The 21,255-nt window shown below is 44.9% G+C and carries 20 protein-coding genes; 3 read left to right on the top strand and 17 right to left on the bottom strand.

Annotated elements, in window-relative coordinates; all coding sequences use genetic code 11:
* Positions 1-68 precede the first annotated feature (68 nt).
* Both ABJF92_RS03865 and ABJF92_RS03860 read right to left on the bottom strand, forming a co-directional pair.
* A complete protein-coding gene (locus tag ABJF92_RS03865) occupies positions 69-1,718 on the bottom strand; it encodes an FAD-binding oxidoreductase (RefSeq protein ID WP_446814530.1) in 1,650 nt (549 codons plus the stop codon).
* Between the two features lie 11 nt (positions 1,719-1,729).
* Positions 1,730-2,125, bottom strand: coding sequence for a VOC family protein (locus ABJF92_RS03860; protein WP_446814529.1), 396 nt, complete (start codon positions 2,123-2,125; stop codon positions 1,730-1,732).
* A 105-nt stretch (positions 2,126-2,230) separates the two neighbouring features.
* On the opposite strand from ABJF92_RS03860, the gene ABJF92_RS03855 reads away from it, so the two are divergent.
* The gene (locus ABJF92_RS03855) at positions 2,231-2,800 is read left to right on the top strand and encodes a CGNR zinc finger domain-containing protein (RefSeq protein ID WP_446814528.1); all 570 of its coding nucleotides are present in this window, start codon (positions 2,231-2,233) and stop codon (positions 2,798-2,800) included.
* On the opposite strand, the gene fhuB is transcribed toward ABJF92_RS03855, so the two are convergent.
* The 13 genes from fhuB to def all read right to left on the bottom strand — a co-directional run bounded on the left by fhuB (position 2,797) and on the right by def (position 17,727).
* A complete protein-coding gene (gene fhuB, locus ABJF92_RS03850; RefSeq protein WP_446814527.1) occupies positions 2,797-4,764 on the bottom strand; it encodes a Fe(3+)-hydroxamate ABC transporter permease FhuB in 1,968 nt (655 codons plus the stop codon). The genes ABJF92_RS03855 and fhuB overlap by 4 nt on opposite strands.
* 5 nt (positions 4,765-4,769) lie before the next feature.
* Positions 4,770-5,705, bottom strand: a complete 936-nt coding sequence (locus ABJF92_RS03845; protein WP_446814526.1) for an iron-siderophore ABC transporter substrate-binding protein — start codon at positions 5,703-5,705, stop codon at positions 4,770-4,772.
* Positions 5,699-6,466: an ABC transporter ATP-binding protein gene (locus ABJF92_RS03840; RefSeq protein WP_446814525.1), complete on the bottom strand. Its 768-nt coding sequence runs from the start codon at positions 6,464-6,466 to the stop codon at positions 5,699-5,701. The genes ABJF92_RS03845 and ABJF92_RS03840 overlap by 7 nt, the downstream gene beginning before the upstream one ends.
* Entirely contained in the window at positions 6,454-7,176 is a 723-nt protein-coding gene (locus ABJF92_RS03835) for a siderophore ferric iron reductase (RefSeq protein ID WP_446814524.1), read from the bottom strand. The genes ABJF92_RS03840 and ABJF92_RS03835 overlap by 13 nt, the downstream gene beginning before the upstream one ends.
* Before the next feature lie 20 nt (positions 7,177-7,196).
* Positions 7,197-9,314, bottom strand: a complete 2,118-nt coding sequence (locus tag ABJF92_RS03830) for a TonB-dependent siderophore receptor (protein ID WP_446814523.1) — start codon at positions 9,312-9,314, stop codon at positions 7,197-7,199.
* 91 nt (positions 9,315-9,405) lie between these two features.
* Positions 9,406-10,305, bottom strand: coding sequence for a helix-turn-helix domain-containing protein (locus ABJF92_RS03825; protein WP_446814522.1), 900 nt, complete (start codon positions 10,303-10,305; stop codon positions 9,406-9,408).
* 169 nt (positions 10,306-10,474) lie between these two features.
* On the bottom strand, positions 10,475-11,032 hold the full coding sequence (gene gmhB / locus ABJF92_RS03820; protein ID WP_446814521.1) for a D-glycero-beta-D-manno-heptose 1,7-bisphosphate 7-phosphatase: 558 nt from the start codon (positions 11,030-11,032) through the stop codon (positions 10,475-10,477).
* Between the two features lie 21 nt (positions 11,033-11,053).
* Positions 11,054-11,527 carry a Cys-tRNA(Pro) deacylase gene (gene ybaK, locus ABJF92_RS03815; protein WP_446814520.1) on the bottom strand — a complete coding sequence of 158 codons (474 nt, stop codon included), beginning with the start codon at positions 11,525-11,527 and terminating at the stop codon, positions 11,054-11,056.
* 42 nt (positions 11,528-11,569) lie between these two features.
* Positions 11,570-13,018 carry a TrkH family potassium uptake protein gene (locus ABJF92_RS03810; protein WP_446814519.1) on the bottom strand — a complete coding sequence of 483 codons (1,449 nt, stop codon included), beginning with the start codon at positions 13,016-13,018 and terminating at the stop codon, positions 11,570-11,572.
* Positions 13,019-13,061: 43 nt separating this feature from the next.
* The gene (trkA, locus tag ABJF92_RS03805; RefSeq protein ID WP_445976465.1) at positions 13,062-14,435 is read right to left on the bottom strand and encodes a Trk system potassium transporter TrkA; all 1,374 of its coding nucleotides are present in this window, start codon (positions 14,433-14,435) and stop codon (positions 13,062-13,064) included.
* A 366-nt stretch (positions 14,436-14,801) separates the two neighbouring features.
* On the bottom strand, positions 14,802-16,151 hold the full coding sequence (gene rsmB / locus ABJF92_RS03800; protein WP_446814518.1) for a 16S rRNA (cytosine(967)-C(5))-methyltransferase RsmB: 1,350 nt from the start codon (positions 16,149-16,151) through the stop codon (positions 14,802-14,804).
* The gene (gene fmt, locus ABJF92_RS03795; protein ID WP_446814517.1) at positions 16,148-17,137 is read right to left on the bottom strand and encodes a methionyl-tRNA formyltransferase; all 990 of its coding nucleotides are present in this window, start codon (positions 17,135-17,137) and stop codon (positions 16,148-16,150) included. The genes rsmB and fmt overlap by 4 nt, the downstream gene beginning before the upstream one ends.
* A 71-nt stretch (positions 17,138-17,208) precedes the next feature.
* On the bottom strand, positions 17,209-17,727 hold the full coding sequence (def, locus tag ABJF92_RS03790; RefSeq protein ID WP_446814516.1) for a peptide deformylase: 519 nt from the start codon (positions 17,725-17,727) through the stop codon (positions 17,209-17,211).
* 234 nt (positions 17,728-17,961) lie between these two features.
* Between def and dprA the strand changes: the two genes are divergently transcribed.
* Positions 17,962-19,206, top strand: coding sequence for a DNA-processing protein DprA (gene dprA, locus ABJF92_RS03785; protein WP_446814515.1), 1,245 nt, complete (start codon positions 17,962-17,964; stop codon positions 19,204-19,206).
* A gap of 16 nt (positions 19,207-19,222) precedes the next feature.
* Here the strand turns inward: dprA and ABJF92_RS03780 are convergent, their stop codons facing one another.
* Positions 19,223-19,642, bottom strand: coding sequence for an RNA-binding S4 domain-containing protein (locus ABJF92_RS03780; RefSeq protein ID WP_446814514.1), 420 nt, complete (start codon positions 19,640-19,642; stop codon positions 19,223-19,225).
* Positions 19,643-19,697: 55 nt separating this feature from the next.
* Here ABJF92_RS03780 and cysQ point away from each other — a divergent pair, with 55 nt between their 5' ends.
* Positions 19,698-20,537: a 3'(2'),5'-bisphosphate nucleotidase CysQ gene (cysQ, locus tag ABJF92_RS03775; RefSeq protein WP_446814513.1), complete on the top strand. Its 840-nt coding sequence runs from the start codon at positions 19,698-19,700 to the stop codon at positions 20,535-20,537.
* 95 nt (positions 20,538-20,632) lie between these two features.
* Here cysQ and ABJF92_RS03770 read toward each other — a convergent pair whose 3' ends face one another.
* Entirely contained in the window at positions 20,633-21,226 is a 594-nt protein-coding gene (locus tag ABJF92_RS03770; protein WP_446814512.1) for a TetR/AcrR family transcriptional regulator, read from the bottom strand.
* Positions 21,227-21,255: the final 29 nt, after the last annotated feature.

The raw sequence follows: 21,255 nt of genomic DNA, 5'->3' as shown, positions 1-21,255 counted from the left end.
GAATCATTTGTCGGGATAAATCCTGACCTACAGCCAGTGTATGTAACAAGCCAGAGACTGCTTGGTACCTAAAAGCTTTCATAGTAAATGGCTGAACGTTTTACCCCTAGCTCTTCAAGTTCCGTAGTTAAACCATTTAAAAAGCCAGTCGGTCCACAAAGGTAGTAGTCTGCATTCAGGTCGGGAAGGTGTTGTTGCACTAGCTTGGCATCAATGCGCCCTTGTCTATTGTAATCGACACCAAGCAAGCCTTGCGCATTGGGTTGGCTAAAGACCACATCAAGTCGTAATGATGGGTGCTGTTGCTGGCATTTTCTGACTTCGTTAAGCAAAGGGGTTTCGTTGCCATGGCGTGCGCCATAAAAGAAATACACTGGCCATGATTTCTGGGTGTGAATTAGAGAGTACAGCATGCTCAGCAAGGGCGTGATGCCAATGCCAGCACTGATGAACACTATGGGCTTGGTGGCGTATTTGAGGGTGAAGTCCCCATTGGGCTTTCGTGCTTCAATGACATCGCCGACTTCAATGTGGTCATGTAAATACCCCGAGCCTATGCCTTGTGCTTCTCGCTTCACGCTGATGCGGTAATGGTCGTCCATGGGAGAGTTGGACAGAGAATAAGTACGTTCAATGGAAGGCTTTCCTTCAAACACTGGTAGTTTAATTGGCAAGTGCTGCCCCGCGTAAAAACTAGGCAGCTTGCCGCTATTGGTAAGATCGTTTGCCGCCAATTCAAATGAGGTAACAGATTCACTTTCTATGGTTTTTTTGGTAACACGTAGTCCACCTTGGATGCTATTTGGCAAGCTCCAGCGCAAAGGCAATACGGCGGTTAGCTCAACGATTTCCTCTATTTCAATATTGAGCAGGCGATGCGCCCCAGGGTGTTGCTGAATTTTGTCTGAGTCCCAATCTACTTCTGCGCGCCCAGTTATCTGCAACATATTGCCCTTCTCAAAATCCAGAAACAGCAAACCCACCAAGGGGTTAAGGATGAGGTTTCCTATGGTGTTGAAAAAATTATTGCCAGAATAATCGGGAAGTACTAATTGACGCTTATTGAGCACCTTCACAAAACCCGGGGAGCCACCTCTGTGGGAAGCATCCATGCCATTGGATCTATGCTCGCTCTCTTCTTTATAGCCACTGCCAATAAATAGAGTATCCGCGCTAGCAATCCACTTTTGCAGGGAGTCCGTTAATCTATGGTGGCAGGTGGCACTCATCGTATTGGGGTTCGTTTCACGATATTCCCAGACGCGCTCTGAAATATATTGCGGGCAATTACCAAAGGACTGAGACACTTTAAAGGTGATGCTTTGGCCATCGTTGTTAGCAATGCTTCCTGTCGCCCTATTGCGGCGTCTATTACTCAGTTCAATGCCAATCAGACCTATGTCTGCCCCTTCTACAAAGGCCTCCGCCAAGGCATCTCCCGGCACTGGCTGAGTCGCAAAATGCAGGGTTTTATCATCTGGAAAATGCATGAATCCCTGTTTGCCTGCTAATAAAGTAACCCATGGTTTGCCTCGCGAATCCGTGGCCGACACCACCGCAAAAGGCAGTTCACTGAAAAAGAGCCTGTGTTGTTCAATAAAGAAAGGACGGATCGCCTTTGCTCCCCAATAAGCCATTTCTTCGTGCATGCCGACTCGTTTCTGGACTTGGACTTCGCCTTTGTGAAAAGCAGAAGAGGGTTTGTTGGAGAGCGTCATAAGAAGGTTCCTTACAGCTTGATCAATTCGAGGCGTATATTGCCAGGGATACGGCACATCATGTGTTCGATACCGCTATCACCTAAGGCTTCGGGTGCAAACTCAATGGTCACATCTTCACGAGCTTCCAGTGCTTTGTATAACTCAGCAAGGGATGTCTCTTCAGCAACTCGTAAGGCAAAGTGGTGTAAACCGATATTGCTTTTACGGTCAAAAGCTATGGCTTGCTCAGGTTGCTCTGCTTGCCAAAGTGTCAGCATGATGGTGCCGTCACTGACAAAAATTGCTGGGTAACTTGGGACTTGATTCACTTCTTTGAAACCTAAGGCTTCAATGAAAAATGCGCTGGCTTGGTGTACATCCACAACCGTGAGCCCTAGATGATGAATACCTTGAGTATGTGCCATAAATGATTCCTTTAAAATACGTATAATATAACCGTTAAAACTAAACTTTAACGGTTATATTATATTTTTGTTTATAACCTGTAAAGAATCCTTATAATGGTTAGTATGAAAAATACAAAATCGACATTTCTCCTAGTGGGCAATAACCTCGCTATGGACTTTATCAATACCGAGCTTGCTTCTCAGGAAGGCAGTATTAACTTGCTGGCGACCGAGCAAGATGTGTATGACTGGACAGAACAGGTAGGAATTCACCTTTCCAATGAGAACAACGCCCTGGATATGGCCGCAGTTTGGTCACTTAGAACAGCCCTCAGGGCTCTAATGGTTAATCAAATTGATGAGCAAGTATGGTCTATCGAGGCGATGGAGGTGTTGAATATTTGGTTACCCTTGGCGCCTCATCAGCAACAGCTTAGCTTTGATGGTGGTCAATTGGCTTTGCAACCCTTGTCTGAGGCATTAACCAATGAGCAGTTGTTAGGCAAGATAGCTCAGGCTGGCGCGGAGCTATTAACCTCGCCATTGAGCGCACAGATAAAGCGCTGCTCAAACGAGAAGTGTATCCTGATGTTCGTGGATACTTCTCGTTCGAGAAAACGTCGTTGGTGCAGTATGGAGCATTGCGGTAACCGTGCCAAAGCGGCGAACTTTTATCACGCTAACAAAAGCTAGACGCCGCGACGATTCTTTAACAGCAGCAGAATAAAGTACGCCCCACCAATGATAGCCACCATGGTGCCAGCGGCCAGTTGGTTGGGGTGAATAACAACTTGCCCTAGCCAATCAGCAAACTGTAATAACCCCGCCCCCAACAAAGCCGACAATGCTAATTGCGAGAACACACTGCGTGCGCCAAGTAAGCTGGCCAAATGGGGGGCGACAATACTGATAAAGACAATGGGACCTAACAAGGCGGTGACGGTGGCACACAAGGCGGCAGCCAGCATGAGTAACAATACAAAGCTAGGTCGCACTGATAGGCCACGGGCGGCGGCAGTAATCTTACCTAGCGACATTAGGGTTAGCGCTCTGTGCAAACTGAGGCTTAACACGATGAGAGCAAGGCTAACGCCGCACAACAGCAAGGCCTGATCCCCTGTGACTCGATAGGTAGAGCCAGCTAACCAGCGCAGAATATCGTAAACTTCTTCTGTACCCCTCATTAAACTAAACTGCACCAGTGTTTCTATAAGTGCCGATAACGCCACCCCAGTGAGTATCATAGGGGCAGCGGCAAAACGGAAATGACGTCCGAGTAACAGTAGAATACCCAATACGGTCATGCTGCCCACAAAAGCAATCAGCGGCCCAAGCTGTCCCATACGAATACCAAAATAAGCACTAAAGCTCACCATGGCCAGTACCGCCCCCGCCGACAAGCCGAGTAAATCTGGACTAGCCAAAGGATTATGAATGATCCGCTGCATAATCACCCCAGACACCGCCATGGCGGCACCAGCACTTAACGCTGACAATAGACGCGGCCATTTTAATTGCCAGTTAAAAGCATCAGGCCAAGCAAACACAAATCTGTTTAGCTCAAAGTGTGAAAATACCCCTAAAGCGACAATCGCGAGTAAGCCAAACATCGCCCAACTAACAGCGGTCTTATGAAGTCGTGTTCGCCCTGCCATGCTCATAAAACTGCTGTGTGACGCTTGGTTTTTCTGTTTAAGAATTAGGTAAATAAGTATTGGCGCACCGAGTAAGGCGGTGGCTAAACCACTGGGGACAATATCGACACTGAATAGACTGATGATCAGCGCCAAATTATCAGCCATCACCAGCACTAGTGCACCCAGTAAACAAGACCAATAGAGTTCTGAGGTGGCGGTTCTTGCGCCAATTAATCGGGCAAGGTTGGGTGCGACTAACCCTAAAAAGCCTATCACGCCGACCATGGTAATGGCCGCCGACAGCATCCATAGCCCACATAGCATTAACACCAGAAACAACGCAGTCACATTAAGACCACGGCCTTTAGCACCACTCTGTCCTAAACGTAATAGGGTTAAGGGTTTGCCAGCGTAAAGCAAAATCGCAATGCCAATTAGGCAGTGAGGCCACAACCAATGGAACTTGTCCCAGCCGTTTTGGCTTAGATCCCCTGCTCCCCAAATGAAGAGGTTTTTTGCATACTCTTCATTCAAAAGAATTAACGCGGTGGTGAGTGCACCAAACAGCAAGTTGACGGCCATACCGGAAAGAACAATGGACAAGCCCGTCAGCTGTCGAATACCACTGATGAGCAGTACTAGCGTAAGCGCCAACAAAGAGCCTGTCATGGCTGCCATGGCTTGGTAATGAGTTTGCCCTTCTGGCCAAGCGATGGATAAAACAATAAGCCCTAGCCAAGCGCCACTAGAGGTACCTAATGTGGTGGGTGATAACAGAGGATTAAGGGTTAATTGCTGGATGACGCTACCAATAAGGCCAATAGAAGCCCCGACTAACAGCGCCATGGCAAGCCTTGGTAGGCGTGAATAGGCCCAGTCAATGTGTGCGAAGTCTTGGCCAATATGACCATTTAAAATTTGCCATTGGCTGGCAAGGTCTAATTGGCTGTCTATCTGTAGAAAGCTAAAGCAACACAGTCCTAAAGCAATTAAGGCCATGTATTGTAATCTGTTACTCATTTTATTCATGGGTTGTTAGCAATACCCAATAATGCTGTAGTCATAGCTTGTGCTAAATACTGAAGCGACATCGCGCCGCCATAAGTCCAAGTGGCCGCTACTGGGGCAACTTTGCCTTGCTGAACAAAAGGCATGGCTTGCCATAATGGGGAGCTATTGAGTTTTTCTTCTTCGTAGAAAGGTTGGAAATACAATAGAACATTGTCATTCACCTCCCGTAAATCACGGATTTTCTTTTGTGCAACGCCCCATTGGCTATTGTCGATTGAAAGGGCATTGTCGATCCCCAAGGCGGCAAGGGCGTATTCAGGCATGGCGTTTTTGCCGTAGACATAAGCCGATGTGGTACTGGCAAAACGCATACTGGCGACTTTGGGTAGACCATCTGGGTATTTGGCTTCAAGTTGAGCCTTGAGCTTGGCGAACACGGCTTTACGTTGGTCGAGCTTCTGTGTGGCAATCTCTTCTTTACCGAGCAATTTTGCTAACGTAAGAAAAGTTTCATCGGCCGCTTGAGCATTGTTGTGATCCTTTTTGTAGGTATCAAAAAATACCACGGGGGCTATTTTCTCCAGTCGAGATTGCAAGCTTTTTACAGCCGCACCGATCAAGATAACATCGGGTTTAAGTTGCGCCAGCTTGGTTAGGTTCGGCTCGGCGCGATCGCCAATACTGTCACTGGCGTCAGGTAACGCTGGTCTAGCAACCCATTCTTTATAGCCTTTAATATCCGCCACTGCGATAGGGGTAACGCCAAGCTCAATGGCATTTTCGGTGAGTTCCCAGTTTAAGGTGGCAATGCGTGTAGGATGCTCGCTAAAAATTTTTTCGCCATCACTGTCAGTGATGCGAATATCTCCGTATGCCGTGCTTAAAAGGCAGCAAGAAATTGCAAAAAGAGCCTTTTTTATATGGGTTAAACTAGAAGTAAGTACTAACATACAATGGCTACCTTAGAGTCATGTTGAGGGTGAGGAATTAGGGACATAGGAATCCCATACAGGGCTTCTAATTGTTGGCTCTCCATCAGTTCTGATGGTGGGCCTTGGAATAATACTTGGCCTTGCTTCATGGCGACTATGTGATCTGCGTATCGTGCTGCAAGGTTAATATCATGCAGTATTAGAATCATGCCTTGAGCGGTTTCTTGGTTGAGTGTTTGCAATAAACTCATCAGCTCATATTGATGGGCAACGTCGAGCGCGGAAGTCGGTTCGTCTAACAGCATGACGGGAGACTGCTGAGCAAGCAACATGGCAATCCATGCACGTTGGCGCTCACCACCAGATAACTCTTCGAGGTATTGTTGCTGGTATTCACTAATGCCGACTTGTTTAATGGCCTTATGAATAATCTCTTTGTCTTCTTCTTGCTGTTTGCCCCAAGTACCTCGCCAAGGAAAACGCCCTAGCTCGACCAGTTCTGCGACGGTTAAACCTGAAGACGTGGGCAGGTGCTGAGGTAAAAAAGCGATTTTCTGAGCAAGTACTCGCTGGGAAAAAGCGCTAATGGTTTGCCCATTAAAGCGCACTTCTCCTTCATCAGGCGTTAACTGACGTGCCAAACATTGCATCAGGGTTGTTTTCCCCGAGCCGTTATGACCAAGGATGACGGTGATCTTGTCGCTTGGTAGGGTGAGTTGAGGAATGTCCAAAATTTTTCTTTGGTTCCTTTCGATCAAAATTTTGGTTAATTCAAACATAGCTTTTCCTGAGACTTTTTATGTTGTCGTGGACAGTTGGAACACAACTCTCCGTCCCTGCGACGAAAGTGCAAGCAACAGGTTCGTCTTACGAAACTTACCTTCTCAGCTTGCTGTTGCAGTCTGTCCAGTGGCACTAAGGGCAAATCTAAATGCTTAGCCCATAACGCGTACTCATGTCGCATGGCTTCTATCGGGGCGGTGGGGTCCGCTAACACCACAGTATCCATAACTTGGTCGGCCAATAAGGCGCGGTATAACGTCTGACGCCCCCCGTGAAGGGCTAGATGAGCTGCTTCATAGGCGTTAAACAGAATGGCTAACTTACGGGCGGTGTAAGCAACCAGCTCATGGTGTTCCCCACCAAACCAATCACCTTCTGGTAACGCGTAGCCGGCGATGTAATTGTGCTGTTGATATTGGTGTAATTGGTCGAGAGTGCTGGGTGTCTTTTTCAAATGATAAACGCAAATCAGCGCCAAATAGATGGGCTGCCAACAGGCGAGTCCCCAAGACCTAACACGCCAATAAGGCGCACCCGTTTCCGGATGCGCCTCTTGTAGCGTGAGAGATAACTGCTTTAGAAACGGCGTAGAAGAAGCGACAGAGAGCAAGTTTTCTGTATATTCCTGCTCTTCTAACCGCTTTCCCTCTAAAGCTGCTATGTAGCCTTTACTCTCAATGAAAAGGTCGTTTAGATGCCCTTTCATACTATTTTTGCTTTAAGCATTTAGAATTCATAACGACCCTTCAGCTCGAAAGAACGGTCTGCGCCGAACCAGCAGTTATCAGTGTCGTAGCACGAGTAGTACTCTTTATCGAATACGTTTGATACCGCAAACTGTACGCTAGCGCCTTGCCATTGTTTGGATAGCTGAGCTAGATCATAACCTACAGATAAATCTGTTAGTGTATAAGAAGGAACAGTCGCTGAGTTTTCTGCATCAATTTGAGTTTCGCCAACATAACGTATCCCCACTCCGAATGAAGTCCCAAGAAGAGCTCCTTGGTTTGGTTGGTAGTTTAACCAAGAGCTAAACTGCTGTTCCGGTGTCCAGACTGGGGTATTACCTTCAACACCATTGGTTGAGTCTTGAGTAATCTCTACGTCTTGATATGTATAAGCCAATGAAAGGTTGAGCTCATTAGATATTGCTTTTTTGACTTCTAATTCAATGCCCTGGGAAGTTACTTCCCCAACTTGAATCTTATCATAAGCACTGCTTTCTGGATCATTCATGACGACATTACTTTTTACGATATGGAAAGCTGTTGCTGATGAACTAATAGAACGATTTTCGTATTTAATCCCTGCTTCCACTTGGTTTGCTGTTGAGGTTTCAAAAGCGTTTCCATCAGTATCTTGACCGATTTCAGGCTCAAAGCTTTGAGCAAAATTAATAAACGGGGAAATACCACTATCAAATTTGTATAAAGCGCCAACTCTTCCTGTCAAAGCAGATTGCTTTAAATCATTGATACCATAACTCGCACTTACGCCTTCTTGATCAATTTCATATTGGTCGTATCGTAAACCTGCCAAAAATACCCAGTCTTCGTATCTAATTTGATCCTGTACATATAGGCCTAATTGCTCGCGATCAGTTGTAAAGTCAGTATCACTTGTCAATGATGCCAGCAAAGCATTTCGGTCAACCTGATTATTATCAGGGTTAAATAAATTAACTGTCCCTACTGAACCGTATTTATAGACGGCACTTTCGGAGCTGTTTAAGTAGTCAACGCCTAAGAGTATATTGTGTTCAGTATTTCCAACATCGTAAAAAGCGGACAATTGGTTATCAATGTTAAATGCCTCAACTGACTCATCAGTTATATAGGCTGAGCGACTAACCGTTTCTTCATCAGTGCCTAGGCTATAGGCATAAACGTTTTCTTGATAAGCATCTCCAAAAGTAAACCGAGTATTCTGCAAGAAGCTCCAGTTCTTATTTATCTTATGATCCAGTTTGTAGCCTAAAAGCAAAACTTCACGCTCATAAGTATCCCAATTAACATCACCTAAATAAGTATCTGAGCTTAACTGGCCATTCGAATTGGCAAAGACAGTGCCTTTAGATGGTAGGGCTGAGTAAATGCCTGCACTTGGGTCATTTTGATAATACATATTCAAGTTGAGCAAAGTGTCTTCACTTAGCTTGATGTCAACGGATGGTGCGAGAAGTATACGCTCGTTTTCTGACGTGGCTGCTTGTCCGTCAGATTGAGTCACCTTAGCAATAACTCGATAATTCACATCATCGTTGATAGCGCCTGTTGTATCTAGGCTGACTTCTTTTTTATTATCGCTGCCAAGAATGACTTCAAGAGCTGTCTTGTTAGCGCTTTGGGGACCCTTAGTGATAATGTTGACCATACCCCCAGGAGGCATTTCGCCATACAGGGTAGATGTTGGGCCTTTAAAAATCTCGATTTGCTCAATAGCAGCTACATCAATTTGTAGCTGCAAGTTCCATTCGTTAAAGACGAGCGGTAGACCGTCTAGCAAAACGGTATCATTATCAAATCCGCGAATATTAAATAAATCAAAACGTGTGACGGCACCACCACGCAATTCGGTATTTACCCCTGAAGCATAACGTAATGCTTCTGCTACGTTGCTTACGCCTTTTTCCTCAAGCTCTTCATTGGTAATGATAGTAATTGCTTGAGGTGTCTCCTCAGAGTCTAGCTGAGTTTTCGTGGCCGTATTGCGGTAAGTTTGTCCTGTGACTTCGATCGTCTCTAATACGTCTGCTGATTGAGTGTCAGCCGCATAGGAGTAGCTAGTTACCGAGGCGATCGCGACGGCTAGAAGAGTGGGATGAAAAGGAAGGACGCGTTTCATTATTGCTCCAGGTAACATTAATATTATTGAGAATGGATCTCATTGTATTTATTTGTTAAATAGAAAACTTAACGTTTTGGGGCATATTTACTTAATGTTGGCGTAATAATGAATTTTTGCGGGGTTCTATAGGGAGCCAATATTCCATGTAGCTGTTTCGACAGTCGGGTTTGTAGTTCGGCGAATAAACCTCCAGTTCGAACCCAGGAATATTGCAGTAATTGGACTCTGGTAACCAGTGAAAGAAAAACCACTCGATAGCAGACTCAAGGGCACTGACTTCACCCTGTACCGGAATTACGGCGTATTCTTGTTCTGGAATGGTGAGAATATTTTCGCCACGGTTTTCTTCTACTGGATAGCCCGCCCAATACAGCAACTCTTCTGGCCGTCCTTCTCTCTCACGTGTGTCGATGACGCCCATGGGGCTTTTAATGAGCTCACTCACATGCTCAGGGTGCTTTGTGGCGAAGTCTTGCCAAACCTTTGGTACCTGATGGCTAAAATTGGGGGTCTTAGAGAATGGTCCATGTATCCAGTCATTGTGGCCCATGAGTTGAAATGCTGGACGAGTCTCAATACGGATCTGGGTAAACGCTGTTGGCCGCTGCCAGTTTCGTTTGGCGATACAGTGTTTTAAGGGTGTGCGTAATCCCACTCGCTTGCCCCGCTGGCGATATTCTCTTGGGCTGCATTGGAACATTTGTTTGAAGGCGCGACTAAAGCTAATTTCCGATTCAAAGCCGCAAGCGATCGCTACGTCTATGTGCTTGGTTGGAGAGTTTAATAGTAACTCTGCGGCTTTGCTAAGTCGTAACTCTCTGATGTATTGAGCTACCGTTATACCTGTAGCGACGCCAAACACGCGCTGAAATTGCCAACGAGACCAACTGCTCTTTTCGGCAAGTTGGGTCACATTGATGGGTTCATCCAAATGCTGATGGATGTATTCTAGAGCTTTTTCAATTCGGATAAAGGTTGAGCTAGACATGGCGTATACTATTTAAAAATCATTCTCATTTATAATACCCCGATTTATTTGATCAGGCTAGAAAAAGCTTAATTTATGAACAGTGTTAAGCTTGGCTTTTCTAGCCCTTTCTGGAGGACTGTAAGTGAGTGAACACTTCGGTACTACGTCATATTTACTTAAGTTGTTCCTATTGGTATTTATGCAATAGCGCGATACTAAAGGCGGCTAAATCGGTGTAGATATCAAAATGGAAATCTATCGCTTTGTATTGGGTTTCTCGACCATTTCCTGATAACACTAACACTGGCTGACAGCCACGAGCTCTACCCGCTTGTAGGTCTCGTAGGGAGTCTCCCACCATGATGGCGGGTGTTTGAGTAAAATCAACGCCGAGTTGTTTTTCTATGGCTTCAATCATGCCGGGTTTGGGCTTACGGCACTGGCATTCATCATCTGGGCCGTGAGGACAGTATTGTATGCCATCAATCTTACCGCCTTCTGCTTCAACCAGCTGGGTCATTTTCTGATGCATAGCCCCAAGGGTTGCTTCATCATAATAGCCTCTGGCAATCCCAGATTGATTAGTGACCACGAAGATTTTAAAACCGGCTTTAGAAAGTGCTGCGATGGATTTGATACTGCCGGGCAAGGGTTGCCACTCGTCTAAAGATTTAACATATGCTTTTGAATCTGCATTGATCACGCCATCTCGGTCGAGCAAAATGATGGGTTTAATTTGGGTCATTAGAATAGCCTTCTATTACTTTTATTTGGCTTCACCAATGTCGGCAAAGCTTGCATGACGGCATGCATTACTAAGATCTTGAGGGCTTAGGGAGATATCTAAACCCCGTTTACCCCCACTGACATAAATATTTTCGAAGCTTTTGGCGCTGTCATCAATACAGGTGGCTAGGCTTTTCTTTTGCCCGAGTGGACTGATACCCCCAACCAAATAGCCGGTTAAACGCTCGGCTTCTTTTGCTTCAGCCATACGTAATTTTTTAACACCGAAGGCGGTGGCTGCACGCTTTAAATTTAAGGTGCCGGTGACAGGTACTATGGCGACAAAGAAGTTTTTATCATCACTGACTAATAAGGTTTTAAAAACGCATCTCGGGTCTAATGAGAGCTTCTGCGCCGCTTCTTCGCCAAAGTTTTGACACTGTGGGTCGTGGTCATACTCATGGATTGAAAATGTAATTTTCTGCTTTTTCAGTAGATTAATGGCTGGGGTCATTTCCCTACTTCTCCTTATATAGAGTGCTTAACCAATTGGCGGTTATCTTTGCCAGAACATTGGAGTAAACAATACCAATAAAGTAAAGACTTCCAAACGGCCTAGTAACATAGAGAAGCATAACATCCACTTAGCAGGGTCAGCCAAACTTGAATAGTTCGCTGCAACTTCTCCAAGCCCTGGTCCTAGGTTGTTAAGTGTGGCAGCGACAGCCGACCAGGCGGTTAATTGGTCAACGCCTGTGGCCATGAGTAATACCATTAGAATCACGTACATGAGTAAGTAGGCAGAGAAAAAGCCCCATACTGCGGACACCACACGTTCATGAACGGCTTTGCCGCCAATCTTTACGGGGATAACGGCACTGGGATGAACTAAACGTTGGATTTCACGAAAACCTTGTTTCAGGATCAATAAGATACGAATGACCTTCATACCGCCACCTGTGGAGCTAGCACAGCCACCGGCGAAGGATGTCACGATCAATAAGAAAGGCAGAAAGTGTGGCCAGCTCGAAAAATCTGAAGTCCCAAAACCTGCGGTCGTCGCGATCGAGACACTTTCAAAAATGGCATAGCGAATCGCACTGTCCCACTCATAGGTCGACGTAATTATGAGCACAATAGCGGTTAATGAAATCGTACAGGAGAGGATGAACATAAAGAACCGTGCTTCTGGATCACGGAAGTAATGCCAAATGCTTTTATGGCGCCAAGCGTAAAAATGCAGGGCAAAGTTAAATGCCGCGGTTATCATGAAGAAGGTACAAATCATTTCGATGGCAGCGTTATCAAAGTAACCGATACTGGCATCGTGAGTTGAGAAACCACCAATGGCCACGGTCGAGAAGCTGTGGCAGATGGCATCAAACAAGGTCATGCCGGCAATCCAATACCCAAGTGCACAGACCACGGTTAAGGTGCCATAGATGTACCAAAGCGCTTTGGCTGTTTCGGCAATGCGAGGGGTGAGTTTCGTATCTTTCACGGGGCCTGGGGTTTCTGCACGATATAACTGCATGCCACCGATACCAAGCATCGGCATAATGGCGACGGCTAATACGATAATACCCATACCACCTAACCAGTTAAGCAACTGGCGATAAAACAAGATAGATTCTGGTAGATCATCTATGCCGGTAAGTATCGTTGCTCCAGTGGTAGTTAAACCTGATATGGATTCAAATAAAGCGTCAGTGAAGGTTAAATCTGGGGTTTCGGCAAGGAAGAAAGGCACTGACCCGAACAGACCCAGTACCGTCCAGAAAAGGACGGTAACTAAAAATCCGTCTCGTATTTTTAGTTCGCCACGTTCTTTATGAACGGGTATCCACAGCAAGAAGCCACTGATTAAGTTGATCGCTAATGCATAAAGAAAGGCATCGAGTACTCCATCGGAATAGATCAGTGAGACAATAATAGGTGGTATCAGTGAAACACTGAAAACCATAACCAATAAACCGATGACGCGAAGTATTACCTTAAAGTGCATAGTGATTCCTAATGCTTGCCTGCGCGGCTTGTTGATGCCTGTATCAGAAGAAAGTTAAGCCGACTTGGAAGAGTTGCTCGACAGCAGGGATTTGTTTCTTGTTGGTCACAAAAGTAATGACATGATCTTCTGCTTGGATAACTAATTCTCCCGTTGCAATAATTACATCATCCCCTCGAACGATAGCCCCAATTGTTGCCCCTTCAGGTAGGTTCAAATTCGCAATGCTACGACCCACCACTTTTGAAGATTTGTAATCACCATGGGCAATGGCTTCCAGTGCCTCGGCCGCACCTTTACGCATAGAATGTACGTTTACCACATCGCCACGGCGAATATAACTTAACAGGGAGCTGATGGTAGTTTGTTGTGGGGAGATGGCAATATCAATCATGCCTTCTTGTACAATGTCGACGTAGGCTGGGTTGTTGATAATAGTCATGACCGTGCGAACACCGAGCACTTTTGCCAACATAGAAGACATGATATTGGCTTCGTCATTGTTGGTTAGGGCACAGAATACGTCGGTAGATTCTATGTTTTCTTCTAACAACAGCTCTTGTTTTGAAGCGTCTCCGTTCAACACTATGGTGTTGTCCAGGTTTTCAGAAAGGTAACGACAGCGTTCAGGATCGCGTTCAATGATTTTAACGCGGTATTCTTTTTCCAAACTGCGAGCAAGCCGCTCACCTATGTTACCGCCCCCAGCAATGATGATTCGTCGATAAGGTGTGTCTAATGGGCGCAATTCGCTCATGACATCCAGTACATCCCGTTGAGCCGTTAGGAAGAACACTTCGTCATTCGCGTAAATGTAGGTGTTGCCGTTAGGAGAAATGGACTTGCCGTCTCGGTAAATTGCAGCGATACGGGTTTGAATAGACGGCATGTGTTCTTGTAAAAAACTGATTGGCTGACCAATGAGTGGGCCTCCCTTCTCTGCTTTTACAACCACTAATTGCACACGACCTTCCGCAAATTCCATGACTTGTAATGCGCCGGGGTAACGAATCAATCGACTTAAGTGTTTGGTTACTTCTTTTTCTGGGCTGATGCGTACGTCTATTGGCAGGTGCTGATCTTGAAATAATTGGGGGTATTTGGAATAAGCGCTGGATCTAACGCGTCCAATTTTCGTTGGGGTTTTAAACAAGGTATAAGCCACCTGACACGCTACCATGTTCGTTTCGTCTTGGTTACTCACTGCGATCAGCATATCTGCATCGTTACACCCTGCCTGATCTAGTACATCAGGGTGAGCGCCGTTGCCTTCTACTGTTTGAATATCAAGGCGATCTTGTAATTCTCTAAGGCGAACTAGGTCTGTATCTATGACCGTAATATCATTATCTTCACTGGCTAGATTTTCTGCGAGTGTTGCACCAACTTGGCCTGCACCAATAATTATAATTTTCATTTTTCGCCTTAGAGCTTAATAGATGGTGTGCTCTTGGTTGTCATAAAGGTTACGGCTTTTGGCCGGAAAGGATTTGCATTTTTCTTGAACAATTTTACCCCTTACTCCGCCATTATTTAACTCGTTGCCGTGAAATACTTTAAATATTTTTCAAGAATAGTCGTACAGAACTTTTCTTGTTCTTGTATTGCTCATTGCCATCCCCTTTGTGGTCCATCCCCAACTTCGCTTAAAGAGCTTCGTTTATTTGAAGGATAAAAAAAGCACCCTCATTTGTGTTCCATGTGAAACATAATGAGAGGTGCTTTTATATAAATCATATATTTTTCTTGGGGTTATCTGTACCCACTAGATTAACGGGATAGCTTAATCTGCTTTTGTAATTAAGCAGTAGTAAAATCCATCGTGACCGTTAATAGTCGGCATAAGCTGACGTCCATGAGAAACCGCTTCTCCCCAGTTTAACTCCAAGCTTGAATTCAAGGTGTTAAGGGGTACTTCCATTGCGTCCTTATGATCTGCGAGAAAGCGTGCAACTTGTTGCTCATTTTCTTCTGGCATCAATGAACAGGTAGCGTAGAGCATGTGCCCTCCAGCTTTCACCGTTTGCCAGACCTGATCAATTATTTCCTTTTGAATTTCCACTAACTCATTAATGTCTGCAGGCTTTCGATTAATCTTAATGTCTGGGTTTCTGCGAATCACCCCTGTTGCTGAGCATGGTACATCGAGTAAAACTTTATCGAATGCGTTGCCATCCCACCAAGCATCTAGATCGCCTGCATCAGCACAAATAAGAGGTATTGAATAACCTAGTCTTTCTAGGTTTGATTCAATTTTCTCTAAACGCCAAGGCTCAAGTTCAACGGCGGTGAGTTGTGACGAAGGTGCTTTCTCAAGTAAATGCCCCGTTTTTCCACCGGGTGCTGCGCACGCATCGAGGAGATTTTCATCCGCTTGCGGATGTAAAATATGTGCGCTTAGTTGTGCTGCTTCATCTTGAACACTGCATTGACCTTCCATAAACCCTGGTAAATCCATAACACTCTGTGCGCTTCTTAGATAGATAGCTGAGGTTGAATACTCACCAATATCCGCTTTTATACCTTTCTCAGATAAGGATTCTAAGTATGTTTCACGTGAAACTTGATCCTCGTTAACACGGATGCACATAGGTGGATGGATGTTGCTGGCTTCAATAATACTTTCTAAATGATCCGGCCAATGTTTGTTAAAGCGTTTGACTAACCACTTAGGCATGTTGAATTCAACAGATGGCATAGTAGAAAGGTTATCGATAATCTCGTCACACTCACGTTGGTAGCGTCTCAATACTGCATTAACTAGTTTGGTCGCCCAATCTTTCTTTAATAAACGACAGGCTTCAACCGACTCATTAACCGCTGCATGATCAGGTGTATTCATGTGAGTTAATTGATACAAGCCAAGTAGGAGAATAGCGTATAAGTCTATGTCTTTTTCTTCGAAGGGTTGGTTAAGCAAACTTAGGGCAACACTGTTGAGCGTTGGGTAATGTCGACACACGCCAAAGCACAATTCTTTTAGAAGCGCCTGATGTTCTGGTGCTACTTCTTGTTGGAAGCGCGCTAACTGAGTACTGAGGGAGCCTTGCTGTGATAAAACATGGCTAATAACTTTTATCGCGACTTGGCGTGCACTGTGATGTACCACATTGTTATCGGTAGCATTCATCATTTTTGGCCTGTAGAAGATGTTTGAGTAAAGGTAAGACCAGGAATCAGCGCTAGCTTGTTTTTACCGTTTAAAGCGTCTTGAACCTTCATGCGCTTACCACCTGAAAACTGAACTTCAGTAATTAACACACTGCCTTTTCCCGTTGCGACTACGAGTCCTTTTTTAGTGGCCTCGATAATTTCACCGGCTTTAGCCGTATCCGATGTTTGTTCGCCAGGCTCAGCGGCATGGATTTTCATTACCCCATTACTGGTATGGGTGAAAGCAGAAGGCCAAGGAGATAAGCCGCGAATTTGTCTTTCAATAAGTTCTGCATTGTTATGCCAATCAATATCACCTTCTTGTTTAGTGAGTTTGGCGGCATAACAGGTAAGCACTTCTTCCTGCTTCTCTGGCGTTAGTTTATTTTCTTTTAGCTGCTCTAAAGCATCGATCAATGCCTCACCACCTAAAGTCGCCAAGCGGTCATGTAAGCTGGAAAAAACATCTCTTGGGCCGATCTCGCAAGTTGCTTTCAATAGCATGTCACCGGTATCAAGCCCGACATCCATTTGCATGATGGTAATGCCGGTTTCTGAGTCCCCTGCAATGATGGCTCTATTGATAGGCGCCGCGCCACGCCAGCGCGGTAGAATGGACGCATGAACATTAATACAACCTAACTTAGGCGTCTCCAATACCGCTTTCGGTAGAATGATCCCATAAGCGGCTACAATCATGAGGTCTGCTTGATGAGCGGCTAGTTGCGCCTTGTCTTCTTCATTTTTAAAGTTTAGAGGCTGGTAAACTTCAATATCATGTTCTAAAGCCAGTTGCTTAACCGGGCTGTAGATAAGCTTCTGGCCGCGTCCTGATGGGCGATCTGGTTGGGTATAAACCGCAACGATGTCGTAGTTATTTTGCTCTTTGGTGTCTATTAGAGCTTGTAAACTGGCTGCAGCAAATTCTGGTGTGCCGGCAAAAATAATGCGTAATGGTGATGACATATTGAATCCTTAACAAAAAAATCAGGCCGTGGCCTGATTTTCAAATACAGTTGTTAGCGAAGTATCTTGTGCTACTTAGCTTGCTTTAGCGCCAACTTTTGGGCTTTTTCTAGCTTACTTTTGATGCGATTGCGTTTTAGTGGTGAAAGGTAATCGACCATCAATTTACCATCAAGGTGATCAATTTCATGCTGTACACAAACTGCTAGTAGTTCATCCACTTCCATTTCAAAAGGTTTTGCGTTTCTGTCTAAGGCTTTAACTTTTACTTTAGCTGCACGATAGATATGCTCGTAAAATCCAGGAACAGACAAGCAGCCTTCTTGAAATTCGTTGGCTTCATCATCAATGACCTCAAATTCAGGATTGATGAAAACAATCGGCTCATTACGTTCTTCGGAGAAGTCCATAACGACTAAGCGGTAGTGGTAATCCACCTGTGTTGCCGCAAGCCCTAAGCCATTCTCATCGTACATGGTGTCGAGCATATCATCGATTTGCGTTTGTAATTCTGGCGTAAATTCAGTGATAGGCTCTGCGACCTTCCGCAAGCGCTTATCTGGGTATTCTAATACGGGTAAAACGGCCATGATCTTTTCCAATAATGTCTCTATGTGAGGGATGTGGTATCCACTCTTTAACTAAACTTAATTTTTCATATTGTAACGTAAATCCCGTCTTTGTTCAGCGTTGCTATGCTGGTTTTTTGGCCAATAAAATCAATTCGCTTCATATAACTTGACTATAATTATGTGCCGATTATATGGAGCAACGAGAAAGACTAAATTTCTAATAGACGTTTTGCTATGAGCATGGAGGCTTTTATGGCGCAAGATGGAGAAGTAAATTCACTTAGCAAAACCGACTGGATCGCATTTAGTTTCTTAACTGCAATTGGTCCTGCGCGGCTATCGCGTTTATTTCATTATTTAACGTCGCTAAACGAACCCCAAGGTTTGTTCAAGGAGACTGACCATTCCATTCTTACTAAGCAAGAGATTCATTATGATTTGCTAAGGTCATTGAAGTGGCCTGAAACGACAGCAAGACAGGCGATTGAGTATTTAAATCACCATACCTTGAGTGAAGAGCAACAGAAAAAATTAGATCAAACTTTAGAGTGGCTCGAAGCGAGTAATCATCACTTAATCCTGCGTAGCGAATCTGCCTACCCTGTATTGTTAAAAGAGATTAGCACGGCACCTGCTTTGTTGTATTTAGAAGGACACCTTCCCACCCTAGCTAAGGATAAAATTGGTATTGTCGGGGCAAGAAAGTGTTCTGCCTATGGCCGACAAGTCACTCATGAAATTGCGACTCAACTGTCCGTGAATGGTGTTTGTGTTGTGAGCGGCGGTGCCCTTGGCATCGATACTGCTGCCCACCAAGCGTCCCTTAATGCTAAGGCTACCCCTACCGGGGTTGTGATGGGAACTGGGCTATTACAGTGTTATCCAAAGCAAAATAAGTCCCTGTTTAAGCAAGTCATAGAACAACAAGGTTTTCTATTGAGTGAATACCCACTAACTACAGCGCCAAGACCTCATCTATTCCCCCCAAGAAATCGTATTATTAGTGGCTTGAGCCATGGTGTGCTAGTCACGGAAGCATCGATTAAAAGCGGCTCTTTAATCAGCGCCAATTATGCTCTGCAACAAAATCGTGAAGTATTTGCCGTGCCAGCGCGTTTGTCGGATAAACAATCATGCGGCTGCCTCCAGCTTTTGCGTCAAGGTGCTGTCTTGGTTCGAAGTGCGGATGACATTATTAATGAATGCCCTTCTCTTAAATCTCTATACGATAACAAGGCAGTGTCTGAAACGACTATAACGGATAAAATCACAAAATCACCGCCCGTTCATAAATCACAGGTCAGTATGCAAACGGCTTCTAGTGTTGGTAAAACATTAATGGATTTGCTCATTGAATCAGCTGATGGCTTAGACTTTGATGCTTTAGTAAGAGCTTCAGGTTTGCAAGCCCCGCAGCTTATGCAAACACTAATGGAGTTGGAGCTTACGGGGTGTGTGGTGAATATTGGGGGGCTATATCGATTGAGTCAGGACTAGCTTCCTGTCTTTCGTCTTACTCCATGCCACTAAAAATGTCTTTTTTAAGTTGCTTAATATCGCGACGTTCTTTTTTATTGGGCTTATGGTCTGCCATGATTCGGCCACCAAACGACTTATGTTCGAGTGCTCTACGCTCGCGCTTTTCAATGGACTCAGGTGTCTCTTCGTAAAGAAGCTGAGCCTCAGGTGCACCTCGGCGCTGTTCACTCAAAGCCTTCACCTCAATAACCTTCTCATCCCAGCCTAATCTTAGTCCTATCGTAGCGCCCACTTCTACATTACGACTGGCTTTGCCCTTGCTGCCGTTGTAAGTTACTTTGCCACCGTCAATGGCGTCCTTGCAAAGGGAGCGGGTTTTGTAAAAACGTGCGGCCCAAAGCCACTTATCTAAACGAACAGCTTGTGGTGTAGACTGTTTTTCTGCTTTACTCATAAGTCTGTTTTACTCATAAAATATGTTGACCGTATTTGTTGTCATAGAGGCTGTCATGAAGGACGTTAATCAACACCCTATTTTCCAAGCTCTTCAAAAAATAATACACGATGCCGCCGATGTGATCATGGATATTTATCAGCGTTCAGATTTGGGTATTGAGCATAAATCCGATAATAGCCCTGTTACTGCTGCTGACCTAGCGGCCCATAAAGTTATTTTAGCTGGACTCGAGAGTTTAACTCCAGACATTCCTGTGCTGTCGGAAGAAGGTGTGGTCGATTTTGAGGAACGCTCGCAATGGTCTATGTTGTGGGTAGTTGATCCTTTAGACGGTACAAAAGAATTTATTAAACGTAATGGCGAATTCAGTATCAATATTGCCCTGATAGAAAATAACGAACCTATTGTGGGTATGGTATATCTACCCACCACATCTGAAGGTTATTTTGGGGTTACCCGCCCTTGGCAAGATTTACCCGTTGGTGCAATTAAATGGCAAGGGGATGAGTTCGAAGCAATTAAAATCCGCCAGCCAAGGGACCCGATCATTGTTATGACCAGCCGTAGCCATGGCCCCGCCCTGCCTAAAGATTTAAAAGATAGCTTAAAACATACCTACGAACAGGTCAGAGAATTACCTAAAGGTAGCTCTATTAAGGGCTGCCGTATAGCGGAAGGTATCGCCGATTTACATATGCGACGTGGTCCAACCAGTGAATGGGACACTGCGGCACAGCAGGCTATTATTGAGGCGGCTGGCGGTATGCTGGTGACACCTGAAGGAAAGCCTTTTAAATACAATAAACGCGAAACGTTACTTAATGGACATTTTTTTGTATCTGGGCCTGAGTTGGCGCCAAGTGTGATGGATTGGTATAAAAAGAATAGCTAACTATGCAGTCCGTACTTATAAGTTTCACGTGAAACAAATCTCGATCAATTTATAACGGAAACAATTAGATAGCTCTAATGCCTTCAAAGCTAAACCTAAGCGTGAGTTAGGTGCTCATTACTTTGTAGACGATAAACTATTCTTTCTTGCGCTCGCTTTAAAAAGTCTTTTTGCAGAGGCTGAGCAATAGAGCGCGCAATGGCCACAGTACCCACCAAAGAAACCACCGTTTCCTCCGCTAAGCTTTTTGCATTCGTCGTGCCACGATTTTGTAAAATCGTGCTGAGTCGTTCGACTAGGCTATCAAAGCAAATTTGATAAGCCTGACGGACTTTCTCTTCTTTGTGCGCCGCATCGGTAACAAGAAACTCTAATGGTGATGGATGCTCTTTATCACTCTTACTCCAGCTAAGATATCGAATCACTAAGGCTTTGAGGTGAGAAGCTTTATATTCGGTTTGTTTATCTTCCCGCGCCCAAAAAGCATGGGAGGTTGCAAACTGCATCGCCGCCTCATACAAGCTGCTTTTCCCTGCAAAATGAGCATAAAAGGCCCCATGGGTCATATTGGCTTTTTTCATGATTTGCGTCAGCGTAACGCGATCGAACCCATTGGAACAAAATAATTTCGCCGCCGCTTGCAGAATGCGTTGACGGGTTTGTTCTTTGTGACTTGGTGTGTAAGGCATATTTAGTCTCCTAAATATTATCTTGATCA

The sequence above is a fragment of the Marinomonas sp. genome (genome assembly GCF_039940335.1).
Taxonomy (GTDB): domain Bacteria; phylum Pseudomonadota; class Gammaproteobacteria; order Pseudomonadales; family Marinomonadaceae; genus Marinomonas.
This window is presented reverse-complemented; position numbering and strand designations above follow the sequence as displayed.